20 protein-coding genes are annotated in these 20948 nt (G+C 58.6%); 5 read left to right on the forward strand and 15 right to left on the reverse strand.

What is annotated here, in order from left to right; genetic code table 11:
- Positions 1–92 precede the first annotated feature (92 nt).
- Both J3P84_RS26840 and J3P84_RS26845 read left to right on the forward strand, forming a co-directional pair.
- Entirely contained in the window at positions 93–308 is a 216-nt protein-coding gene (locus J3P84_RS26840) for a dodecin (protein ID WP_003177209.1), read from the forward strand.
- 114 nt (positions 309–422) lie between these two features.
- Complete coding sequence (locus tag J3P84_RS26845; protein WP_434602430.1) at positions 423–647, forward strand: DUF1161 domain-containing protein; 225 nt, start codon at positions 423–425, stop codon at positions 645–647.
- A gap of 54 nt (positions 648–701) precedes the next feature.
- Here the strand turns inward: J3P84_RS26845 and J3P84_RS26850 are convergent, their stop codons facing one another.
- The gene (locus tag J3P84_RS26850; protein WP_434570546.1) at positions 702–1703 is read right to left on the reverse strand and encodes an LLM class flavin-dependent oxidoreductase; all 1002 of its coding nucleotides are present in this window, start codon (positions 1701–1703) and stop codon (positions 702–704) included.
- Between the two features lie 235 nt (positions 1704–1938).
- On the opposite strand from J3P84_RS26850, the gene J3P84_RS26855 reads away from it, so the two are divergent.
- Positions 1939–2370 (forward strand): OsmC family protein, encoded by a 432-nt coding sequence (locus tag J3P84_RS26855; protein ID WP_434626718.1) that lies wholly within the window; start codon positions 1939–1941, stop codon positions 2368–2370.
- 139 nt (positions 2371–2509) lie between these two features.
- Complete coding sequence (locus J3P84_RS26860; RefSeq protein ID WP_434626720.1) at positions 2510–2743, forward strand: DUF1161 domain-containing protein; 234 nt, start codon at positions 2510–2512, stop codon at positions 2741–2743.
- 6 nt (positions 2744–2749) lie between these two features.
- Here the strand turns inward: J3P84_RS26860 and J3P84_RS26865 are convergent, their stop codons facing one another.
- Positions 2750–3178, reverse strand: coding sequence for a hypothetical protein (locus J3P84_RS26865; RefSeq protein WP_434626723.1), 429 nt, complete (start codon positions 3176–3178; stop codon positions 2750–2752).
- Between the two features lie 39 nt (positions 3179–3217).
- Positions 3218–3631 carry a hypothetical protein gene (locus J3P84_RS26870; RefSeq protein WP_434626725.1) on the reverse strand — a complete coding sequence of 138 codons (414 nt, stop codon included), beginning with the start codon at positions 3629–3631 and terminating at the stop codon, positions 3218–3220.
- Positions 3632–3689: 58 nt separating this feature from the next.
- On the opposite strand from J3P84_RS26870, the gene J3P84_RS26875 reads away from it, so the two are divergent.
- The gene (locus tag J3P84_RS26875) at positions 3690–4832 is read left to right on the forward strand and encodes an aminopeptidase (RefSeq protein WP_434631547.1); all 1143 of its coding nucleotides are present in this window, start codon (positions 3690–3692) and stop codon (positions 4830–4832) included.
- Here the strand turns inward: J3P84_RS26875 and J3P84_RS26880 are convergent.
- Genes J3P84_RS26880 through tssF form a run of 12 tightly spaced genes read right to left on the reverse strand, consistent with a single transcriptional unit; the run spans position 4780 to position 20946 of the window.
- Entirely contained in the window at positions 4780–5685 is a 906-nt protein-coding gene (locus J3P84_RS26880) for a serine/threonine-protein kinase (protein WP_434631550.1), read from the reverse strand. The genes J3P84_RS26875 and J3P84_RS26880 overlap by 53 nt on opposite strands.
- A gap of 50 nt (positions 5686–5735) precedes the next feature.
- Positions 5736–6464, reverse strand: a complete 729-nt coding sequence (locus tag J3P84_RS26885) for a PP2C family protein-serine/threonine phosphatase (protein ID WP_434626727.1) — start codon at positions 6462–6464, stop codon at positions 5736–5738.
- Positions 6464–9952 (reverse strand): type VI secretion system membrane subunit TssM, encoded by a 3489-nt coding sequence (gene tssM, locus J3P84_RS26890; RefSeq protein ID WP_434626729.1) that lies wholly within the window; start codon positions 9950–9952, stop codon positions 6464–6466. Before tssM ends, J3P84_RS26885 begins: the two co-directional genes overlap by 1 nt.
- 14 nt (positions 9953–9966) lie before the next feature.
- Positions 9967–10830 (reverse strand): type IVB secretion system protein IcmH/DotU, encoded by an 864-nt coding sequence (gene icmH / locus J3P84_RS26895; RefSeq protein ID WP_434626731.1) that lies wholly within the window; start codon positions 10828–10830, stop codon positions 9967–9969.
- Positions 10831–10835: 5 nt separating this feature from the next.
- Positions 10836–12167 (reverse strand): type VI secretion system baseplate subunit TssK, encoded by a 1332-nt coding sequence (gene tssK / locus J3P84_RS26900; protein WP_434626733.1) that lies wholly within the window; start codon positions 12165–12167, stop codon positions 10836–10838.
- Positions 12154–12669, reverse strand: a complete 516-nt coding sequence (gene tssJ / locus J3P84_RS26905; protein ID WP_434626735.1) for a type VI secretion system lipoprotein TssJ — start codon at positions 12667–12669, stop codon at positions 12154–12156. The genes tssK and tssJ overlap by 14 nt, the downstream gene beginning before the upstream one ends.
- Positions 12670–12674: 5 nt before the next feature.
- A complete protein-coding gene (tagH, locus tag J3P84_RS26910; RefSeq protein ID WP_434631553.1) occupies positions 12675–13862 on the reverse strand; it encodes a type VI secretion system-associated FHA domain protein TagH in 1188 nt (395 codons plus the stop codon).
- Between the two features lie 17 nt (positions 13863–13879).
- Positions 13880–14020, reverse strand: coding sequence for a type VI secretion protein (locus J3P84_RS26915; RefSeq protein ID WP_434626737.1), 141 nt, complete (start codon positions 14018–14020; stop codon positions 13880–13882).
- A gap of 50 nt (positions 14021–14070) precedes the next feature.
- Positions 14071–15588, reverse strand: coding sequence for a sigma-54 interaction domain-containing protein (locus tag J3P84_RS26920; RefSeq protein WP_434631556.1), 1518 nt, complete (start codon positions 15586–15588; stop codon positions 14071–14073).
- Positions 15589–15596: 8 nt separating this feature from the next.
- Positions 15597–18179 (reverse strand): type VI secretion system ATPase TssH, encoded by a 2583-nt coding sequence (gene tssH, locus J3P84_RS26925; RefSeq protein ID WP_434626739.1) that lies wholly within the window; start codon positions 18177–18179, stop codon positions 15597–15599.
- Complete coding sequence (gene tssG / locus J3P84_RS26930; RefSeq protein WP_434626741.1) at positions 18176–19195, reverse strand: type VI secretion system baseplate subunit TssG; 1020 nt, start codon at positions 19193–19195, stop codon at positions 18176–18178. Before tssG ends, tssH begins: the two co-directional genes overlap by 4 nt.
- Positions 19159–20946: a type VI secretion system baseplate subunit TssF gene (gene tssF / locus J3P84_RS26935; RefSeq protein ID WP_434626743.1), complete on the reverse strand. Its 1788-nt coding sequence runs from the start codon at positions 20944–20946 to the stop codon at positions 19159–19161. Before tssF ends, tssG begins: the two co-directional genes overlap by 37 nt.
- Between the last annotated feature and the right edge of the window lie 2 nt (positions 20947–20948).

Genomic DNA, 20948 nt, shown 5'->3' on the forward strand with positions numbered 1-20948 from the left:
TGCAGTAAATCTGAACTTTCGCAGCGAAAACGGCGACACACGTAAGGCGAAAAATCGCTGCTAGGCTGTTAAAGACAACCAAGGAGAACGTCATGAGTGATCATCACACGTACAAAAAGGTCGAACTGGTCGGCTCGTCTCCCACCAGCATTGAAGACGCCATCAACAATGCCCTGGCGGAGGCCAGCAAAAGCCTCAAGCACCTGGAATGGTTCGAGGTCACCGAAACCCGCGGTCACATCGAAAACGGCCGTGCCGCGCACTTCCAGGTGACCATCAAGGTCGGGTTCCGGATCGCCAATAGCTGAGCTGATTTGAACTTGCACGCTGGCGGAGTGCCATAGGGAATGGCCATGCGCTATGGTTGGCGCATCAGGCCTTTCTGATACCTCCCTATTTGATCCGTCCAAGGAGTGCGAGCGATGAAGAAGTTGATGGTGGCCCTGGGTCTGCTGAGCCTTGCGGGTAGCGCGTTTGCGGCCGGCAAGCCCTGCGAAGAGCTGAAAAGCGAAATCGCGGCGAAGCTTGATGCCAAAGGTGTATCGGGTTATTCGCTGGAAGTTGTCGATAAAGGCGCAGCGGCTGACGCAAAAGTCGTCGGCACCTGCGAAGGCGGTTCAAAGGAAATCGTCTACAAACGCGGCTGATTGCGCGTTCAAATCAAAGCCGACGCGGTGCGTCGGCTTTTTTGTGGCTGTGATTCAGCCTTTCATGACTTGCGCCAGCAGCTCATAGGAGTGCAGCCGGTCGGTGTGCTCGTACAAATCGCTGGTAAAAATCAGCTCGTCGGCCTGGGTTTGCTCGATCAGCACCTCCAGCCTGGCGCGGATTTTCTGCGGCCCACCGATCATCGCCAAGCCAAGGAAGTCACCGACCGCTTCTTTCTCATGGGGCAGCCACAGGCCATTCATGGTTTCCACTGGCGGGCGCTGTACCAGACTTTGGCCGCGCATCAACGCCAGGATGCGCTGGTATACCGAAGTCGCCAGGTAATCGGCCTGCTCATCGGTATCCGCCGCCACCAGCGGTACGCCGAGCATGACGTAAGGTTTGTCCAGCACCGCAGACGGTTTGAAATGATTGCGATAGACGCGAATCGCTTCATGCATGAAACGCGGTGCGAAATGCGAGGCGAAGGCGTAGGGCAACCCGCGCTCTCCGGCCAGTTGTGCACTGAACAGGCTCGAACCCAGCAGCCACACCGGCACGTTGGTCCCCGTGCCCGGCATGGCAATGATCCGCTGGTCCGGGGTTCGCGGGCCGAGGTAACGCATCAGTTCAGCCACATCGTCAGGGAAATCATCGGCACTGCCGGAGCGTTCACGGCGCAGCGCCCGGGCGGTCATCTGGTCGGAGCCGGGTGCGCGGCCCAGCCCGAGATCGATCCGGCCCGGAAACAGGCTCTCCAACGTGCCGAACTGCTCGGCAATGACCAGAGGCGCATGATTCGGCAGCATCACCCCGCCGGAGCCGACACGAATGGTCGATGTGCCGCCCGCCAGATAGCCCAGCAACACCGCCGTCGCGGAGCTGGCGATGCCATCCATATTGTGGTGTTCCGCTACCCAGAAGCGGGTGTAGCCGTATTTTTCCACGTGTTGCGCCAGGTCGAGGGAGTTGCGCAAGGACTGGGCAGCGTTGCCGTCGGCACGAACGGGGACAAGGTCGAGGGTTGAAAATTTGACTTCGGACAGCTGTTTCATGGGCTGGCATCTCCAACGGCGTACCAGCTTTCCTGTGGGCGAAAGCCTGCCGTTTCTGTAGGTGTGTCCTATGAATGTGGGCATATACCCGAGATTCAATAGTAGTGGAGAAATTTCCTACTAAATTAGTCGACTAATCGACCAGGTGAACTTTATCAGCCGGTCTATCCTCACAACCCTGGCACTGAGAAATAACCAGGCGCGAACCCTCGCGCCGGATCATGAGGAGGCACACATGGCTATCGTCAAGAAAGCATCGGCTCACTGGGAAGGTGACCTGAAGACCGGAATCGGCTCCATCTCCACGGAAACCGGCGTGTTGCGCGAAGCGCCCTATGGTTTCAAGGCCCGTTTTGAAGGCGGCAAAGGCACCAACCCCGAAGAATTGATCGGCGCGGCCCATGCGGGCTGTTTTTCCATGGCGTTTTCGATGATTCTCGGCGATGCCGGGCTCAAGGCCGACAGCATCGACACCAACGCCGAAGTGACGCTGGACCAGGTTGATGGCGGCTTTGCGATTACCGCGGTGAAACTGATCCTCAAGGCCAAGATTCCGGGCGCCACCCAAGCGCAATTCGAGGAATTGAGCAACAAAGCCAAGGAGGGTTGCCCGGTTTCCAAGGTGCTCAATGCCAAGATCACCCTGGAGGCCTCGCTGATAAATTGATGAACTGAAAAGATCGCAGCCTCTCCACAGGCTGCGGTCTTTTTGATGGGTGATCTATTTGCCCGAAGGCAATTGTGATCGAATGCAGGCCTGCAGTTTCAGCGCACAGGCAGTGCGCGCTGTATTGAGAGATTCCAGCATGAAACGATTCGCCCTGGCAGTCATCGGTTGCGCATTGGCCACATCGGCCCTCGCGGCGCCCAAGCCCTGCGAAGAACTCAAGAACGAGATCGAAGCCAAGATCCAGGCCCAAGGCGTGGCCTCCTACACGCTTGAAATCGTCACCAATGAAGAAGCCCATGACCAGAACATGGTGGTGGGCTCCTGCGAGAACGGCACCAAAAAAATCATCTACCAGAAGAACGACCGCTAGGCAGCGCTACATCAGGCAACTGGCCTGCCGATCCTCGGCGACGATTTCACGCTTGGCGTTATAGAGCCTGGCGCTTGGAGAGTAAGCCAGGTTGCGAGCCTCCAGGCGATAACGCTGGCCGGCCTCGAAATGGTCGTAGCGTACGATGAGGTAGCACAGCCGCTCTTTCGGCTCGCTCATCATGCCCAGCCCACCGCCAGCGCCGAACACCTCGAAGTCGAAGCGCACCTTCAATTCATGGCTACCCGGCGAGACCTGGAAAAATCGCCCGTCCCGCAGTCGCTGGCCGTCCAGGCTTTCAGCCATCAGCAATTTGCCGCCCGGCATTGGCGTGGCGAAATCGACCCAGGCCATGTTCGGGTCCATTTCAGGCAATGGGCTCGTTGCACATCCGCTCAACGTGGCGAGAGCCAACAACAGCGTAGGTAGGCGCATGATCGGTTTCCTCAAGTCAGGCGCCGAGCATAGCGCCGATCAGCTTTGCTGGCAGCCCGCCGGCGTGCCTTGGCCCACCACCTTTCGTTGCTCGTCATAAAGCTTGGCCCACGGACGGAAGCCGATACTGCCGGCCTGCAGCTGGTAGCGCCGGCCCGCATTGAAATCCTTGAATTTCACGTTCAACCGGCAATCACGCCACAACGGTTCGGCATCCGGGCCGATGTTGCCCGGTTCCACCGCAAATTGATAACGCACCGTCAGCTCATGGCTGCCGGGCTGCACTTCGAAATAACGACGGTCGATGGAGGCTTTGTCATCGACTTCCAGCGCTTGCAAAGCCGTGTCCCGATGGTTTCCCAGGTCGATCCACGCTTGAGAGGGATCGGGATCAGGCAAACCGGCACAACCGGTCAGCAGCAACAGGCCACAAGTCAGCATCAACACGCGCATAGCGAAGCTCCGGGCAGGCGAGATAGTCTTGAGGCAGACTTCCCAGGGTGATTCCAAATTGATCAGGCAGCGTTCACGCCATCGGTTACTCGACCGTGTTTTCAGGATTTTGTTTCCGGCCCTCGTGCTTTTGTTACTCAACGGTTGTTCCAGCCTCGGTTACTACAGCCAGCTCGCCAGTGGGCAGATACGACTGCTGCAAGCTCGAGAGCCGATCGAGCGGGTCATCGCCGACCCCGCCCGTGATCCAAGATTGCGCGCGCATCTGGCCCAGGCGCGCGAAGCCCGGACGTTCGCCAGCGCCCACCTGCACCTGCCCGACAACCAAAGCTATCGCCTGTACGCGGACATTGGCCGTCCCTTTGTCGTCTGGAATGTCTTCGCCACCGCGGAATTTTCCCTGGCCCCGCAAATCCACTGCTTCCCCATTGCCGGTTGTGTGGCGTATCGCGGCTACTACAGTCAGAGTGCCGCCCGAGGCGAGGCTGCGATGCAGCGCTTGCGTGGCATGGATGCCTCGATTGGTGGCGTAGAGGCTTATTCGACACTGGGCTGGTTCAATGACCCGATCCTCAGTTCGATGCTGCACTGGGGCGACGAGCGCTTGGCGACGCTGATCTTTCATGAACTGGCGCACCAGCGCTTCTACGTGAAGGACGACACCGAATTCAATGAATCCTTTGCCACCTTCGTCGAGCAGGAAGGCACCCGCCAATGGCGCGCCCAACGCGGACTGACACCGGACAACGGCAACAAGGTGCGCCAACGCGAGCAGTTCATCCAACTGATCCTCGACACCCGCCAGCGGCTCGAAACCCTTTACGCCCTCCCCCTGCCGGCCGAACAGATGCGCCAGCGCAAGGCCGCAGAATTCGAACGCCTGCGTGCCGACTACGAGCACTTGCGCGACATCCAATGGGCCGGCGACAAGCGCTACGACGCCTGGGTCTACGCACCACTGAACAACGCCCGATTGTTGCCCTTCGGCCTGTATGACCAATGGGTGCCGGCGTTCGCGGCGTTGTTCAGGCGTGAGGGCGAAGATTGGGTCAGGTTTTATGCCGCCGTGGAGAAGCTGGGTCGGTTGGCGGTGGATGAGCGAAAGGCAGCGTTGAAAGCATTGGCAGCATCGCCAACGGCGAGCCTTCTCACCACCAGAACGAGCCACCTGCCATCAGCGCCCGCAACTGCATCACACTGATACTGCGCCGCTCAGGATCAAGGGCCAGCGCCGTGCGCAATGCTGTCCAGTAACGCCTGGGCAAGTTGCGCGGAGCCTTGAGCTCACGCTCCAGCCCGGTATTGCGAGCTTGGGTTGAAGGCAGACGCCGATATGGGTGTCTGCCGCTCGCCAGTTCGTACAGCACGCAAGCCAGGCTATAGAGATCGGTGCATGCAGACAGGGGGCTTCCCTCCAGCAATTCTGGGGCGGCGTAGGCCGGCGTCCAGGCGTCGAGACGTTGGCGGTTCAGCGAAGGCAAGCCTTTCAAGGGGCCCTCCTCTGTCAGGCCCAGGCCGAAGTCAAACAAACGCACACCCTCTGCACTCAGCATGACATTGCTCGGTTTGATGTCACCATGCACTACGCCTCGGCCATGGGTATGTGCGATGGCGTCAAGCAGTGGAATTGCGATCGGTTTCAACTCGGGCCAGGGCAAACCGAGGGGGGATTCGCAGAGTAACTTGTCCAGGGTCAAGCCGCGCATCAGCTCCATTGTGATGAAAACCCGTCGCTGGGCAGCGTCGACTTCAAACGTGTATGGGCGCAGCACGTTCGGATGGCTCAAGCGCCGGCTCAGGGCAAACTCGCTATAAAGCAGCGCACCCGCGTCCGGGGCATCACCGAGTTCCCCGCTGAGCATTTTTACCGCAACGTAAGGATCCGGATCGCCGTACTGTTCATGGAGGAGGTCGCGGGCCCGATAGACCACCCCCATGCCACCGGCACCGAGCAATCGTTCGAGACAATAGCGACCGGCAAGTATCTTTGGCATTTCGCCAATACAGCGCTGACTCGATGGCAAAGCAGACGACACACGGGAGGCGGAACAGATGAGACTACCCTCATCGCCGTCTGGGGCACCTGAAGTTGTGGCGGGACCGGTCACTTACGTATCACCACCGCCGTCAGGTTGTCCCTCGCCCGACCGCTCAAAACCCCTGCGAAAAGATGTTCCAATGCTCTGCTCGGGGAAGCCAGGCTCATCGCATCACCGAGCGCTTTTCCGCCAAGGTCCTGATACAAACCGTCGCTGCACAACAAAAACGTATCACCGTAATGAACGTCCAACTCCAGGATTTCCAACGTCAGTTCGTGCGAGGCGCCTACTGCACGGGTCAGCGCCTTCGCCGCGGGGTGAGCATCTGCCTCCTCGAGACTGGCCTGATGCTCGTCGATCAGTTGCTGGCGCAGGGAATGATCCTTGGACAATTGATACAGCTGCCGATCACGCCATAGGTAGCAGCGGCTGTCGCCAGCCCAGATACAAGCGGCACGTTTGCCTTCTAGTAACAGCACCACGACGGTGCTTCCCATGATGCCGAGCGGATTTTCAGCAGTAACTGTCAATTCCTGACTCAGTCTTCGATTGGTCCAGCGCAGGCACTGGCGCACCGCTCTCGAACGCTCATCGATATCTCGATGAATGGGCAGCTCCGCGAGGTTGGCAACTACCAGTTGGCTGGCCATATCGCCGCCCGAGTGGCCGCCCATTCCGTCGGCAACGGCCCAGATTCCCTGCTCCGGACATTCCAGGTAGGCATCCTCGTTACGCGAGCGAACCTTGCCGGGATCGGTACGCGCAGCGCTGCGCCACCTGCCGGAGTGAAGCATCAGAGCTGTACCGGCATCCGGAAGGTACGCAAGGTGCTCATGTCGAAAGGGTTCGGCGTGCGCTGGCTCATCAATAGATAGTTGGCCCGCAGGCCACCGAGATCAGCCTTGAGCACACGCACATCGCGACCGACCAGGTATTCCATCTGCATCAAGTCGAATAAACGAAACAGCGACCAGGGCCCGGTGCTCTTCTCGATGCCAACCCCCTGCCCGCCGACAATCCTGTCCAGTACCAAGGCCGCTCGACCGTCCTGCGCCTCGATTGGCCAGGTGAAAGCGACAGGCTGTATCGGCCCATGCCGGTACTCCAGCGTCTGGTCGCCAAGGCGTAATTCGGATCGGCTGACCGCCGGGTCGAGCGTGTAGGGTTCGAGCTTGAATTGGACTTTTGGCTCGACAGGATCTTCCGCAAAGAAGCTCTGGCGAATGGTATGTGTCGTTGCCATTTGCTCCAGATAGACCCTGGACATGGGCAGGCTCTGGCCATCGACACTGCGCAGACGGTAGTGCCCCGAATGACCACTGACGAACGGCCGCATGTAACGCTCGAAGAACCGATCGACTATGCCTTGGTCCTTGAAAAACTCCCGGAAGTCATTGATCGCGACATCGCTGGCGCTGTGGGCATTGAACGGATACCGCTTGTTGATTGCCTTTGCGTAGAACGTGTAGAGCTCGCTCTGGTAGCGCTGGTTCAGGTATCGATATGAATCATCGAGCACCAGGCGCCAGCTATCCTCTGCAAGCCCGTTGAGCCATCCACTGAGCGGGCGCGGCAAGCGTGCCGACGCGCTACGCAAATTGCTCAGCGCATCTTGCTGAACACCCATGCGATGTCTCGCCAATTCGAAGGCGGCTTGCTCCGGTGCACTCGCGCGGGTCAGAGTGGCCAACTGCGAGTCGACGTCATCAAGAGCGCGCAACGCCAGGATCAGGTCGCCTGTGGGGCCACCTTCAGCGTCCAGCAGACGGTGCAATGGCTCAAAACGCCGTTGTAAGGATTTCTGCCCGACTTCCGGCAGCCTCGCTGCCACGGAGCTGGCGGCTTTGCCAGCGAGGGCGACCGTATGCAAAACGGTACTGCTGCTGTTTCCGATCGTTTGCGTCGCTTCATCCATACGTTCGGCAATGCCTTGGATGCGCGTGTGCTCACGCACCTGCACCAGCAATTGCACCAGAGGCGAATACGCCGACGTCAGCTCTGCCAATTGCCCGGCGGCTTCACTGGTGCTATCAGCCCTTCGCAAGCCGACCCGCCCGATCGCCTCGCTCCAGCGTTCGGCATAGTCACGAAAGTACAATTGCTCCAGTTCGCTCATGAGACGACGCATGTCCATGCCGCTGGGATTCGCACCTTCGCCCAGCACCCAGTTGTCCTGTAGTAGTCCGGTAATCAGCGTCGTGCCTTGGACTGAAAAGTACTGCTCATAACCTTGACGGGTATAGAAGCCCGGAATGATCTGGTCAGTGCCGACCAGCAACGCACCCTGCGGGCCCAGATGTTGGCTGAGACTGTATGGCGGCAGCGGGTTGGCCTGCTCGCGAAGCATTCGGTAAACGACGTCCGCCAGGGACTCACCGCGCAGGATTTTCCGAGCCTGGGCCACCAATGACTCGTCCACCTCATAGGCGAGCGGCAGGTCCATTAGACGCTCGAAGTGAGTGTTCAAGCCGTTCTGTATCGCTGGATTGCCGGGATAACGCAGCGACCAATCGCGGGCAAGCCGATCCTTGAGCCATGCCGCGTCGCGTCGCTCGGGCCTGGCCAGCATCAAATACGCGCGCAGACTGTTGAGCAAACGTTCACGGTCACCCAGATTGCCCTGAATATGCTCCTCAAGCATTTTCGCGACCCGAGGCAGGAGTCGCGATTGCAATTCGTGTTCATAGGCGCCAACCACCATGGGGCTGGTTGCATCCCCCTGATATAAACGAATGCGTTCATGCAGTGGCACCGCTTTTTCCGGAGCAAAGACCTGAGTGGCCTCGAAGCGGACATCAAGCGAATCGAGCAGCGCAATCGAGTCGTCGCTGGCCATCGGCGCCAAGCGCAGTTGTTCCCAACGTTGGCCCAACATCCACAAATGTTCCAGACGTTCGTGGTTGGCCGAAAAACCCTGTGCCCACAGCAGCCCGAACAATCCAACGGGCGCCAGCGCTGCGAAATAAACCATACGCTGGTTCCAACGGATACGCCTATGTTCGCTCCGCCCCAAGCGGGCCAGATCGGCTTCGGGAAAAATGACCCGCGTCAGCAAGTGGTGGATAAATCGGGAGTTGATACCTTCGCGAGAGGACCGCGAAAGCTCGCGGCGAGTGCCAGGGCTCGCATCGCCGGGGCTGGCAGCCGCAGCGCCAGGCCGCGAGGCGCAGGTCAAGTAAAAGCCCCGAATTGCGGACGCCTTGCCATTGGAGACTTGCTCGAGCAGCAGACAGAGATGCGTGCCCATCTGCGCCAGTTGCTGGGGAAAATCCAGGATGAGACCACGACGTCCGGCATCTCGCTCCTGATGCAGACGCGTGAGCAACTGACTGTTGAGCCTGTGCAGTAGAGACTCGAATTCGGTTCGCGATACGGTCACATCGTTACCGTGCGGGCCCCGACCAAAACTCGCGCCCAGTACCTGGTCGCTCTCCTCCCGGGTCATCGAGTCGAAGAATTCGTTAAAGCCAGGCACGCAGTCCGCCTTGCTCAGCACGAGGTAGACCGGCATGTCGGCGCGCAGTTGGCGCTGGATATCCTGCAGACGGGCCCGGATATGACTGGCAAGCCGGGCAACCTCATCCTCGCTTCCCAGCAGCACCTCGACAGGCACCGTCAACAGCACGCCATTCAATGGACAATGACGGCGACGCTTGCGCAGCCATTCGAGCAACCCGCTCCAGGCATCAGCATCGACATCTGGATCCGCCTGGGTCAGGTAGCGTCCCGGCGTATCGACCAGCACAGCCTGTTGGGCAAAATACCAATCGCAATGTTGTGTACCGCAAGCGTCTTCCGAGGGATCACGCTCAAACCTGTCGAACGCAAATTCGAGACCCGAACAGGCCAGCAGGCTGGTCTTTCCGCTGGCAGCAGGGCCCATTATCAAATACCAGGGTAAATCATCACGCCAGTACTCGCCGTGGCCGGAATACAGGCTTGAGGTCTTTAACGTTTCCAAAGCCTTCTTGAAGCGCGAGCGCAGCTCGCGGCGCTGATCGTCTATCCTGGTCCGACTGAACGTACGTGGCGAATTGGCTTCGGCTTTCTTCTCGCTTTCCGAGACGCGCTCAGAGTAGAAAACCATGCCCAGTCCCCATGCCAGAAACATCGCGCTGATCGTCAGCAGACGTGCCGTCGGGCTCGCCCAGAACTTGTAATCGGCAACAGCCAGCAACGGTCCGACAAACCACACCAGCAATCCGATAAAAAGCACCAAAGACAGCGTCCAGACCCAAGTCCGACGCAACCAGGCGCCCATTTTCCTGAAAAGCGATTTCATGATACGTCCCTGTTCTACGGCAGCGGCTGAGCGATAACCGGCTCTGGCAATTGATAGGGTTGCAATGCGCTTTGGCGTTGCTCCTGCAGGACCCAGGCGAAGCCCGAATACATCGCTCCCAGACTGACCAGGGCGAAGACCATCACCATCCAGGCGGGGACAATGCGCACCGGGGCGCGGCGAGGAGTAACAAAACCGTCCCCAACATGGGAAAACTGCCGAGGGGGGTCGCCGCGAACGTGCCGGATCGACCGGTAGAGAGCATCGCGCACGCCTTCGAGCTCAAATCCGCCACGGGCATGCATTCCATATTTGCCTTCAAAGCCCAGGGACAGGCACAGGTATGAGAGCTCAAGCATATGCAAATGCTTGACGGGGTCTTTCGATAAGCGATCAAGCAACTGGAAAACTTTTTCGCCGCCGAAAGTCTCGTTGTGAAAACTGCTCAGCAGGCTGATTTGTGACCAGTTGCTTCCCTGCCCCCCAGGCGCAGCCACCACCGCTTCATCGAGCACCGTGCATAACACATAGCGGGCGGCGATCAGCTGGCTTTCCACTACGTTCAACCTCAATGCATGGGCTTCGAAGTCTTTCAAGTCGAGGGCCAGCTCCTGTTTGAGCATATTCAGATCTCCGCGGTCGCGGCCCTGCCTGAGCAGCACCACCCGGGATAACAGCCCGGACGCTGCCGTCACCAACGGATTGAGGCTGGCAACGAACATTTGCGAATGCGGTTGACGAGCGGCATAGATCATCCGCTCGTGCAGATGTTCTACGCGCGGCGGCGTCACGGCATCGGTCAAAGGACCCGAGGCCGGACGCTTTCCCTCAGCATCGAGCAGAACGGTTGTTTCGTCCTGAGGACTTTCCATATCCATTTCGGTCAGTTCCTGATCGCCCAAAAATTCAGTTCAAGCTCGGAAAACTCTCCAGAGACATGGAAGGCAAAGCCAGCTGAGCGCTTCACTTGAGCTAAATCTTCAGCACTGGGTTCGAGGATGAAATAGGCTTTGTTGGCATGGAACGCAATCTGCCGCGGCACTACGGGTAACGGCCTGATCCTGATGCCCGGCAGATGCAGATTGACCAGTTGGCGAATCTGCTCGACCGAACCGATCTTCAGATGCGACGGCAAGCGACGACGCAGCTCTTCACCGTCACAGTCGGCGCTCGCGGCCAATACGAATGAAGCCGAGTCCAACAGCGAAAGATCGTTCACTTGAGAAACAAGGATGCCGTACTGGCGAGCCTGCAATTGCAGTTCGATGGCGTGCTGCTCAAGTACCATCGACAGTACCTGACGGATTGACTGCATCAGGCTTCGGAAGCACTCGCCCTGGTTGCTGTGCTGATACCGATTGTCGAGGGGCGGTCGCTTGCTGTCAGTGGAAAATGTCGCCAACTCTCCCAGCAGGGCCAACAGCATCCGGTATAGCGTTTCGGGTTGAGCCAGCTCCAGTTCCAGTTGATGCCGCAGCAACAACTCGGTGCGGTTGATCAATTGCAACATCATGAAATCGCCGACTTGTGCCCCGCCCGACTTTCCGTAGGAGCGAATTCGCTCGGCGAGGCTTTCGCCCCGGTGGCCCAGCATGCCGATCACTTCCTTGAGACACGACAACAGGTAAGCGGACGACTTGACCTGGATAAACGTAGGCACGAAATCCGAATCGAGCGTGATCGCACCGTCGGGCGTGGTATCAAGCACTTCACAGAGTTTCAGTTTCACAAAAACCTGATCGCCCTGCTGCTCACCCAGCAGAAGACGAAAATCCAGGCGGCCACAGCTGATCTGGCTGCTGGAGGAATCCGCAGCGTTTGAATCAGACACTTGTGCGTCATAGGTGATGTAGCGCGCCAGCACATCCGACTGCTCTGGACGACGAGACTCGATGTGATTGCCCGTTACTAGTGGCAGCGCGAGGTAGATCGGCGTATTGCAGATATTGGACGGGACTTCCAGGACGAGCGGTTCAGCGCTGCCGTCCAACTCGAACAAGCTACCGTCCGGCAGGACACCGGAGGCTCTGTTGACGACCAGTCGTCCCATGTTGAGGAACTGCGCATCGATTTCCAGCGCCAGGAAGCCCCAGGTGTAGCCGCTCAATAGCCGCGTGCGGACCTTCAACTGGTGATCGAAATAGCGGTCGTTGTGCTGCAGATGTTGCGGCCGCAGCAGCATGCCTTCCTGCCAGATGACTTTATCGTGATTCATCGATCACCCACCCTGCCGGCTTTCCAAGACGAGTGGCGATCCCATCCTGATCAAGCGTCAGGCTCGCGTCAGTCACTCGCCCCGCAATGATCGGCAGCGTGTAGCGCCACTTTGCTTGCGGCAGATCACGGTATGCCGCGAGTATCCCGACATAACGACCGCCCCCTGCAATGTCGAGCCGGAGCCTGACGGTTTCGCCGGGACGCAACTCCAGCTCTTCGCTGGCGATCAGGTCAGGTGAAAGAGTTTCCCTGGCACGCTCGTAAAGGCTGAAGAAGTCCGCGTTCTCAAAAGCCACTGGATGCTTGAGCTCAAGCAAGCGCACCACCACGGGAGATGGCCGTCCGTTGAGATCCGGGTTGAGCTGATTGCCGGCGATCAGGGTGAGGTTGAGCTTGGTCATCGTCGAAAACGGTGACAGCGAGGCGCAGCCGGTCATGAGCGTCGAGGTTACGAACGCCAACATCAAAGGCTTGAATAAAGGCACGGTGCTGCGAGACATGTACGTCATCCATGAGAGTCGTTTTGCAGGGTGGAGATCAGGCGAACCTGCTCCTCATAAGCCTTGGCGAAATCCCGGGCCAGCAGTCGCTCGGTCCAGTCGTCGTCCAGGCAAAGCGCCTGGTGATAACGACCATATGCTCGCCAGTAGCGACCATGTGTGCTGATCAGCAGTCGTTGCTCTCGTTCCAGTCGAAGGATCAATTGCCGAGGTGAAAAATGCTCCAGCGTTGCGCGCAAGGTGGCGCGACTGGCGGCGAGCAACGCCACTTGATGAGCCTGAAGATCGCTGAATGCGCTAGCGATGGCATCGGTCGCCGACAACATTCCTGGCGATCTCGGTTGCAATAACATCTGCAGGGCGTCATCGGTGTACTTCAATGGATTTTTCTGGTCGCGTTGAATCTGCGTTGGCGCCAGGCGCAATTCGCTTTTCAACTCCCTACGGGTTCGCACGCTCTGTTGCAGCCCTCGAATGCTTTGCTGGAACAACCGAGCAACATCAATCGCCAGGGCCTCCCGGCCTTCGTTGTCCAAATTGTCGAGATCCATGCCCAGCGCAACGCCGAAGCGTCTCCAGAAATCCTGGCTTACCAGCGCAGCGGGTTCTGACGACAGGTGTAGCTCGGGTTCGCGCGGTGCTTCGACCAGTTCAGGAAGCAGAAGGCTCTCCGTATCCACACGCCCATGGTCCGGGCAACTGGACCCGAACGTGGCCGCCGCACCGGGGTTGATCAGCTCATCAATCCCACAATATGCCCGTTCCTGTTGATCGAGGGTTTTCAGCGGATCAAGATTGAAGAACGCGTCGTCCGGTATGAAGCCGTCGACCGGTACTGAACGGCAGCGGTCTGCAACGCGGCTCGCCGCCCCCTCTACCAGCCGCGCCTGGACAGTGCAGTCGCCCATCACATACACATCCCCATCCTCGATGTGCACTGGCTGCCCCTTGGGTAATCGCATGCCGCTTTTACGATGGGATATGCCGTTGCCACTGGTATCGGTCAGAAAAAACCTGCCCTCCTCGAAACTCACTCGTGCGTGACGCTTGGACAGGAGGCGCTCGCAGTCCGGAATGATCCAGTCGCAATCATCCCCCCGCCCAATCACACCGCCGGCCGGCCCGAAAATCTTCCGGCAGAGTTCCGGGGTGATGAACTGCCTGGCAGTGAGCATTTCTAAAACGAGTTCCATCGACAACGCTCCTTCGTTCACTGGCCACGACTGACCGCTTGTGGATCACCTAATGGGCGATAATCTTTATCGTCGAATTTATAATTGCCGCTGCAGGCGCCAAGGCCGAACAACACGATGAAAACAAGCAGAACGGTCTGACAGGCACGATCAGGCATCCAGAGCCTCCGGAGACTTGAATAGATGGGAGCCAATGAGGGAGTGGGATTCATACTTCAACATCCCGACGGCTTATTTTCAGCCGGTGCATACGATAGATCAGTGTCCGACGGGGCAAGCCGAGCTCACAGGCAGTGAGCGTCTGGTTACCGAGGTTCTTGCGCAGGCAATCAATTACCAAACTGCGCTCGATTTGCTCCATCCGTTCACGCAGGCTAACGTGGCCCTCTTCGGACAGATCTTTGATGTGCAGGGAAAAATGCTCTTCCAGCAGTTCGGCGCCGTCGCACAGCAGCACGGCTCTTTCCACGATGCCTTTGAGCTCGCGTACGTTGCCTGGAAAATCATAGGCCGCCAGGTGAACCAGCGCTGCGTCGGACCAGCGCGGAACGTCTCGTTGCAGGAGTGCGCAGGCCTTGTCAGTGAAGTGTCGCGCCAGTTCAATGATGTCAGGGCCGCGCTGACGTAGCGCGGGCAACTGGATCGGAAACTGTGCGAGGCGGTAATACAAGTCTTCGCGAAACTTGCCCTCGTTCATCAATTGCTTCAGGTCCCGATGGGTAGCGGCAATGATGCGCACATCGATCTTGTGGGTATGGTTGGACCCCAGCGGACGAATCTCGCCTTCCTGCAATACCCGTAGCAGCTTGGACTGGAGAGACAGCGGCATGTCACCGATTTCATCGAGCAACAACGTGCCTCTGTCAGCCGCATCGAACAGCCCGGGGCGATCCCGATCGGCACCCGTGAAAGCCCCCTTGCGATAACCGAACAACTCACTTTCCAGCAAATGCTCGGGAACCGCGGCACAGTTCTGAACAATGAATGCCTCCGTGCGGCGCGGACCATGATCATGAAGGGCCTGGGCAACCACTTCCTTGCCAGTCCCGGTCTCGCCACACAACAGCACGGTGTATGGGCTGTTGATTACCTTGCTGACCAACAGGCAGGTCTGACGCATCGCGTCGCTCTTGCCGATCAAACCATAGCGGTTGGCACTTGGCAGGGTAATGGCAACTTGCCGGAGGCCGTCGGCAGGAAGTTGCCTGCACTGCAGCAGGTGCATCTGCCTGAGCGCAAACATCCCCAGATGCCCGAAGGACTCAGCGAACCCCTTCAAGTCGAGATGCTTGACGCTGGCGCAGAGCAACAGTCCGGCGGTGGCGCCTCGCATGTCGACAAGCGGCACGCAGAGCAGTGATTGCCAAGGCGCGGCACGAACCGGCAGGAACGCCGTATCGTGCAAGCTGTCACTCAACGCGCCCAGGCATACCACACGATTCTGGCGCAGGACGTACTGCAACAGTTGTACATCGTTATAGTCGCAGGACACGCTTGCCCGATCAGGAAATTGCAGCTGCTCTTCGAGACATTCGGCGTACATTTCCAACCGGGCGTGCGTGGTATCCAGAAGGTATAGTTGCGCCACCTCACACGTACTGAGCCGTGCGATGCCCCTGATGAAATCCCCAAGCAGTGATACGTCGTCGCCAGATCGCGACAGGGTTGAAAACTCGGCCACAAGGGCTTCTGCATAAGCCAGCGGCTGCGGTACCTGCGTGAACATTGCGCTCATCAAGTGAACTCGCACACTACGCTGGCTTGATCATCAAGCGTGGCGTGGACATGCCGCAGCTGTTCATTGTTCGCCATCGCCATGAGCAATCGGTCGGCCAATCGCGGCATCAGATGAAGATCGAGCAAGTGATCGATAAGCCGCGCGCCGCTGTCGCTGCGGTCACAACGCTCGACCAGCTGGTCCACAAGCTGCGCGCAATAAGTGAATCCCAACTGACGACGTTTCAGCCGCTCGCCCAAGCGAGCCATTTTTATCTCCACGAGCTCACGCAACACCGCACCACTTACCGGGAAGTACGGCACCACACACATCCGCGCCAGCAATGCAGGTTTGAAATGCTGACTGAGCAATGGACGGATAGCTTCTTCGAGATGTTCAGCGCTTGGCCGCGTGTTGTTTTGGCACAATTGACTGATGCATTCACTGCCCAGATTCGACGTCATCAGAATCAGCGTGTTGCGAAAATCGATCTCCCGTCCTTCGCCGTCATTGGCCAGGCCCTTGTCGAAAATCTGATAGAACAGATTCAGCACATCCGGATCAGCTTTCTCAACCTCGTCGAGCAACACAACAGAATAGGGCTTATGCCTGACGGCTTCGGTGAGCATGCCGCCCTCGCCGAACCCGACATAACCCGGTGGCGCGCCGATCAGTCGGGAAACGGTATGTTTCTCCTGGAACTCGCCCATGTTGAGCGTCGTAATAAAACGGTCTCCGCCGTATAGCAAATCCGCCAGGGCCAACGCCGTTTCGGTCTTGCCGACACCGCTCGGGCCCACCAGCAAAAACACACCCGCAGGAGCATCGACCTTGTTCAAGCCAGCAGCGGCCGCCCGCATCGCGCGATCAAGGGCCTGCACGGCTGGTTCCTGCCCCTTGATGCGCGCGCGCAAGTCATCCGCGAAACGGGTGATCCTGCTGCTGTGCTCGCATGCCAGCTGCGACAACGGCACGCCAGTCCATGCGTTGATTACTTCAGCTACCAGGCGTGGACACACTTCAAAGCTGACCAGGCGCTCGTCGGCCTGGGCGATTAGCAGCGCATGGTGGATTTCGTCCAACGCCGCTTCCAGCGTCTCGACTTCCATGACCTGCGACCCATCCTCCCGCGCCCCGACCAATTGCTGGCGTAGTGTTAACAGGCGTTCGGCAAGCACTCGTTGCTCGACCCAACGAGACTCCAGAACCTGGCGCTTTTCTTCAAAAGCTTCCAGGTTCACCTCAAGCGTCGCCAATGCCTGGTGATCGATCGGCAAGCCGGCCTGTGCATCACGACACAAGGCCTGGCGTTGTCGCTCGCCTTCGGCCAGTTCTCCACGCAGGCGCTCAAGGCTTCGCGGCGCTGCAGCCAGGCTGATACGCACCCGAGCACAGGCGGTATCCAGCACATCGACGGCCTTGTCCGGCAATTGACGACCGGCCAGATAGCGAGCTGACAACCGCGCCGCGGCGACCACCGCATCATCACGCAGATAGATGCCATGACTCCGCTCATAAACCCGGGCCAACCCACGCAGGATTGTCACCGCATCACTGACGGTCGGCTCGTGTAGTTGCACTGGCTGGAAACGACGTGCGAGGGCCGCGTCGTTTTCGAAGTATTTCTTGTACTCGGCCCATGTCGTGGCCGCAATTGTGCGCAATTCACCTCGGGCCAGCGCCGGCTTGAGCAGGTTGGCCGCGTCTGAACCGCCGGCGCTTCCACCTGCGCCGACCAATGCATGGGCCTCGTCAATGAACAGAATAATGGGAGTGGATGAAGACTTTACGCCGTCGATCACCCCTTTTAGGCGACGTTCGAATTCCCCTTTGATGCTGGCTCCGGCCTGCAGCAGCCCCATGTCCAGCGAAAGGATTTGTACCCCTTCAAGCCCTGACGGCACTTCCCCTGCGGCGATGCGCAACGCCAGCCCCTCGACGATGGCAGTCTTGCCGACCCCGGCTTCACCGACAACGATCGGATTGTTCTTGCGGCGACGCGAAAGGATATCGATCATTTGCCGGATTTCGCCGTCCCGGCATAGCACCGGATCAAGCTTGCCGTCACGAGCCTGCCGGGTCAGGTTATGAGTGAAGCGCTCCAGTAACGAATCGCCCGGCATGGCGGGTTGATTGTCGTTCGTCTGGGACTGTAGGAACAGGGCGAAATCCATCAGCCGCTCGATGCTCAACCGGGCGAGCAACGGCTGGTACCGAGTGCCTGCATGACGAATGGGGTTGCGTAACAACGCCAGGATCAACGCGGCCTCCGTGACACTGCCTTGACCTAGCTCGAGATTCGCCACCAACAACGCATCCTGCAGCCATTGCACCAGCTCAAGGGCAAATACCGGATTACGTGAAGCGCCGTGTTCAGCCCGAGGTTGAAGAACCGAGCTCAACTGGCCTGGACTTATCCCGGCATCCAGCAAGGCACGCACAAGCAAGCTCTGGCTACGTTCCAGCAGGCTCAGCAACAGATCATCCACCAGGATCTTGTCTGCGCCACGATCCGCACATCGCTGCGCCGAGCGCTCCAGATCGCCCCGGGTATCTGCGTCCAGCGCTTGGATAAGTTGCTGAAGATCCACATTGATCATTTCACTCGTTCCTGATGAATGCTGCTGCCGAGGGACACCACGCCGTCGGCGTGTTCAAGCCCCAGCCAACTGGTCCATCCCAGGCGGCAAGTGTTCTGTTCTCCAATACGCAGCTCATGTATTTCCTGCTGGCGCAAGACCAGGCGAATGTCATATTCGAGGGGATCACGCAGGGTGAAGCGCACCAGTGTGCAAAGAGGTTGGTAGCCAACACCGATTGGCAGAAATTCGTGCAGACGTTGCCAGTCCAGTTCGCGAATATGGATCCGGAACTTGCCGCTGCGATCACGAACCCTTTCGCCCAGCACAAGGTCTTCGCTCAACAGGCTATTGGCGCCTCCAAGTCGATTGCGCTGCTCGGCGAGAATCTCGACCCGGCGCTCTACGCACTGTTCCAGGCTTAGCTCGGCGTGCTTGAAGTAATAACGCAGCACCGCTTCGATCAAGGCTGCCGAATGGGCTCGGAGACTCAACAGGCCCAGGTAGGGCAGCAGGCGTTTCCAGTTCAGTTGAGTAGCCTTGCGAATTTCTTCGCCTCCCAGACCGATCAGCGCGAACAGTTGCTCCGAAAACGGGTCCCTAGCGCCAGTCTGGAAACTCTGGTAGTAACGATATTTTCGCCATATCGGCAGCATCAACCGCTGAAGGCGATGGTGGAACACGTCGAGGAACTGGCGAGTCGGATTGCCATCGCCGTCTCCCAACGCCTGCTCGCCATAAAACGCCGGTACCGGTGATCCTGTTCCCACCAGGCCGATCAGGTTGATACTCAGGCGAGCCCGCACCTGCCCATGCTCCTGGAAAAATTCCACGCGCTCGATATCACTGGCCGGAAACCCCAGGCTCGGGTTGGCCTGGAACTCCAACTGGTCATACAGTGCTTCGTCATCCAGCCCGGGATGGGCGCCGCGCAGCCGCTCGATCACCAGTAAGATCGCCTGGAACAACGAATACTCGCGTATACCTCTCGTCAGCGCGCTCATAGAAGCGGCTGCTGGCCCATACGGGGTGTCCATTGGTACACCTCTCCCTGCGTACTGTTTACCCGCAACTGGTGATACGAGTTGAGGCTGGCGTAGAGCGCGAAAAACTCGTTGAGGACGGACGCGAAGACGTACAAATCACCTTCGCCGATATAGCCCTGAGGATTGATCGTCAGCTCTGTACATATGCCACGAACGGGCAAGCCGTGATGCAGTCGATCAACATGGTGGTGTTCAATCGCCTTCAGGCCGCTCAGCAGAAGCTTGCTGACCTTTTCGGTCTGTTCGTCGTGGTAACGCGGAAAGTCGTAGGTCTCGAGTATTACTTTCAGCGCATTGACGTCCACCAGCGACAGGTAGTTGAGCGACATGTTGCTGATGAGCTTCCAGAGGAAGTCACGATCCAACGGAGGCGCGTAACTCGGCGTAACCGGACCGATATTGCGGAAACCAAGCGACGCCGGGCTCTTGTCGCCCGGTTGATTGATATCACCCGGATTGAGCTGGCGCGGCAGGTTCCGATTGGTGCACATCAACTCGATCGACAGCGTCTCGTGGGTCGGGTTGGGCCGGATGCCGAATCCCAGGCAAGTGTCAAAGCCACCGTGAAGCAACGAGGGCCGTTGGCGAACGCTGTAATAACCGCGATTGCCAGGTACGTCGAAACTGGAATCGTGTTCGAAGGATTCGAAAGGAACGTAGGCTTGGTAACCCAGCCCACCGGGGTTCCAGCCAGTAACGCTTTCGACGGAAAACACGCCGCAGTGTTCAGGGTCGTATCGGGCCGGCAAGAGCAGGTATTCATCCTGCTTCCCATCCAGGCGAATCGGCTGCGCGTCATGTTTGAACAGATTGACGATGGGCGTGCAATAAAGCTTCACGTTATCCAGCGTCGGACGTAACCGCTGATTACCGCTCTTGCCGATGTCGAAACGCAGGTCCAGCCCTCGCATCTGTTTCAGGATGTCTTGCGGCAACGTGTTGAGTACATCGAGGCCATTGACGTCGATGAACAGGAATTTTTCCTGGAACGCGAAATATTCTTGCAGGTAGCGATAGCCGCGAAAGGTGTTCAACGGATAAGGGACCAGCGCGTGCTCGTCGGCGAACCCCACCGGCCGGACTTGGCTGGCGGCGATCCTGAACGTCAGGGGATCACCATTCGCAGCGGTTACGGGACCGCCATCACCGCCCAACGGGATCAGCTCGACATGTTCCAGGTTGCGCATCAGATTGAGGTAGAGCATCTGGCTGATATAACGCTCGCCGGTCAGATGCAGGCGCAAACGGCTTAGCTGCAATTCTCCCAGGTGGCCATCGCAAGTCATCTGCAGACGCAGGCTCAATAACGAGCCGTTTCCCTTTACCGAGTAACCGAGCCCAGTCAGATCCAGCGACAATACCTCGGTCGGGTAACAGGTTCGAAAACGACAGATCACCTCTTTGATCGGCTTGCTCTCCACCGGCGTATCGCGCTCGACCTGCAATGCGGGACCAGCCCGCTGTAGCGGATCAAACTGCAAGATACCGAAGGACGGTAGCGGCCTCATGTAGTTGGGCCAAAGCAGTTGCATCAACGAATGGCTCAACTCCGGCAGTTCGTCATCGAGCTTCTGCCGCAAACGCCCTGTCAGGAACGCGACGCCCTCCAGCAACCGTTCAACATCAGGGTCGCGCCCAGCCTGGCCGAGGAACGGTGCCAGCGCAGGATTGCGCTCGGCAAAACGCTGGCCCAACTGGCGAAGCGCGCTCAACTCGCTCTGGTAATACTGATTGAATGACATAT

It is taken from the genome of Pseudomonas sp. Z1-29, from assembly GCF_051131995.1.
Lineage (GTDB): Bacteria > Pseudomonadota > Gammaproteobacteria > Pseudomonadales > Pseudomonadaceae > Aquipseudomonas.

What these genes read in the sequence shown, in the direction of transcription:
- J3P84_RS26840 (WP_003177209.1), top strand. Translation starts at nt 93, where the DNA reads ATGAGTGATCATCACACGTACAAAAAGGTCGAACTGGTCGGCTCGTCT.
- J3P84_RS26845 (WP_434602430.1), top strand. Translation starts at nt 423, where the DNA reads ATGAAGAAGTTGATGGTGGCCCTGGGTCTGCTGAGCCTTGCGGGTAGC.
- J3P84_RS26850 (WP_434570546.1), bottom strand. Translation starts at nt 1,703, where the DNA reads ATGAAACAGCTGTCCGAAGTCAAATTTTCAACCCTCGACCTTGTCCCC.
- J3P84_RS26855 (WP_434626718.1), top strand. Translation starts at nt 1,939, where the DNA reads ATGGCTATCGTCAAGAAAGCATCGGCTCACTGGGAAGGTGACCTGAAG.
- J3P84_RS26860 (WP_434626720.1), top strand. Translation starts at nt 2,510, where the DNA reads ATGAAACGATTCGCCCTGGCAGTCATCGGTTGCGCATTGGCCACATCG.
- J3P84_RS26865 (WP_434626723.1), bottom strand. Translation starts at nt 3,178, where the DNA reads ATGCGCCTACCTACGCTGTTGTTGGCTCTCGCCACGTTGAGCGGATGT.
- J3P84_RS26870 (WP_434626725.1), bottom strand. Translation starts at nt 3,631, where the DNA reads ATGCGCGTGTTGATGCTGACTTGTGGCCTGTTGCTGCTGACCGGTTGT.
- J3P84_RS26885 (WP_434626727.1), bottom strand. Translation starts at nt 6,464, where the DNA reads ATGCTTCACTCCGGCAGGTGGCGCAGCGCTGCGCGTACCGATCCCGGC.
- tssM (WP_434626729.1), bottom strand. Translation starts at nt 9,952, where the DNA reads ATGAAATCGCTTTTCAGGAAAATGGGCGCCTGGTTGCGTCGGACTTGG.
- icmH (WP_434626731.1), bottom strand. Translation starts at nt 10,830, where the DNA reads ATGGATATGGAAAGTCCTCAGGACGAAACAACCGTTCTGCTCGATGCT.
- tssK (WP_434626733.1), bottom strand. Translation starts at nt 12,167, where the DNA reads ATGAATCACGATAAAGTCATCTGGCAGGAAGGCATGCTGCTGCGGCCG.
- tssJ (WP_434626735.1), bottom strand. Translation starts at nt 12,669, where the DNA reads ATGTCTCGCAGCACCGTGCCTTTATTCAAGCCTTTGATGTTGGCGTTC.
- tagH (WP_434631553.1), bottom strand. Translation starts at nt 13,862, where the DNA reads ATGGAACTCGTTTTAGAAATGCTCACTGCCAGGCAGTTCATCACCCCG.
- J3P84_RS26915 (WP_434626737.1), bottom strand. Translation starts at nt 14,020, where the DNA reads ATGCCTGATCGTGCCTGTCAGACCGTTCTGCTTGTTTTCATCGTGTTG.
- J3P84_RS26920 (WP_434631556.1), bottom strand. Translation starts at nt 15,588, where the DNA reads ATGTTCACGCAGGTACCGCAGCCGCTGGCTTATGCAGAAGCCCTTGTG.
- tssH (WP_434626739.1), bottom strand. Translation starts at nt 18,179, where the DNA reads ATGATCAATGTGGATCTTCAGCAACTTATCCAAGCGCTGGACGCAGAT.
- tssG (WP_434626741.1), bottom strand. Translation starts at nt 19,195, where the DNA reads ATGGACACCCCGTATGGGCCAGCAGCCGCTTCTATGAGCGCGCTGACG.
- tssF (WP_434626743.1), bottom strand. Translation starts at nt 20,946, where the DNA reads ATGTCATTCAATCAGTATTACCAGAGCGAGTTGAGCGCGCTTCGCCAG.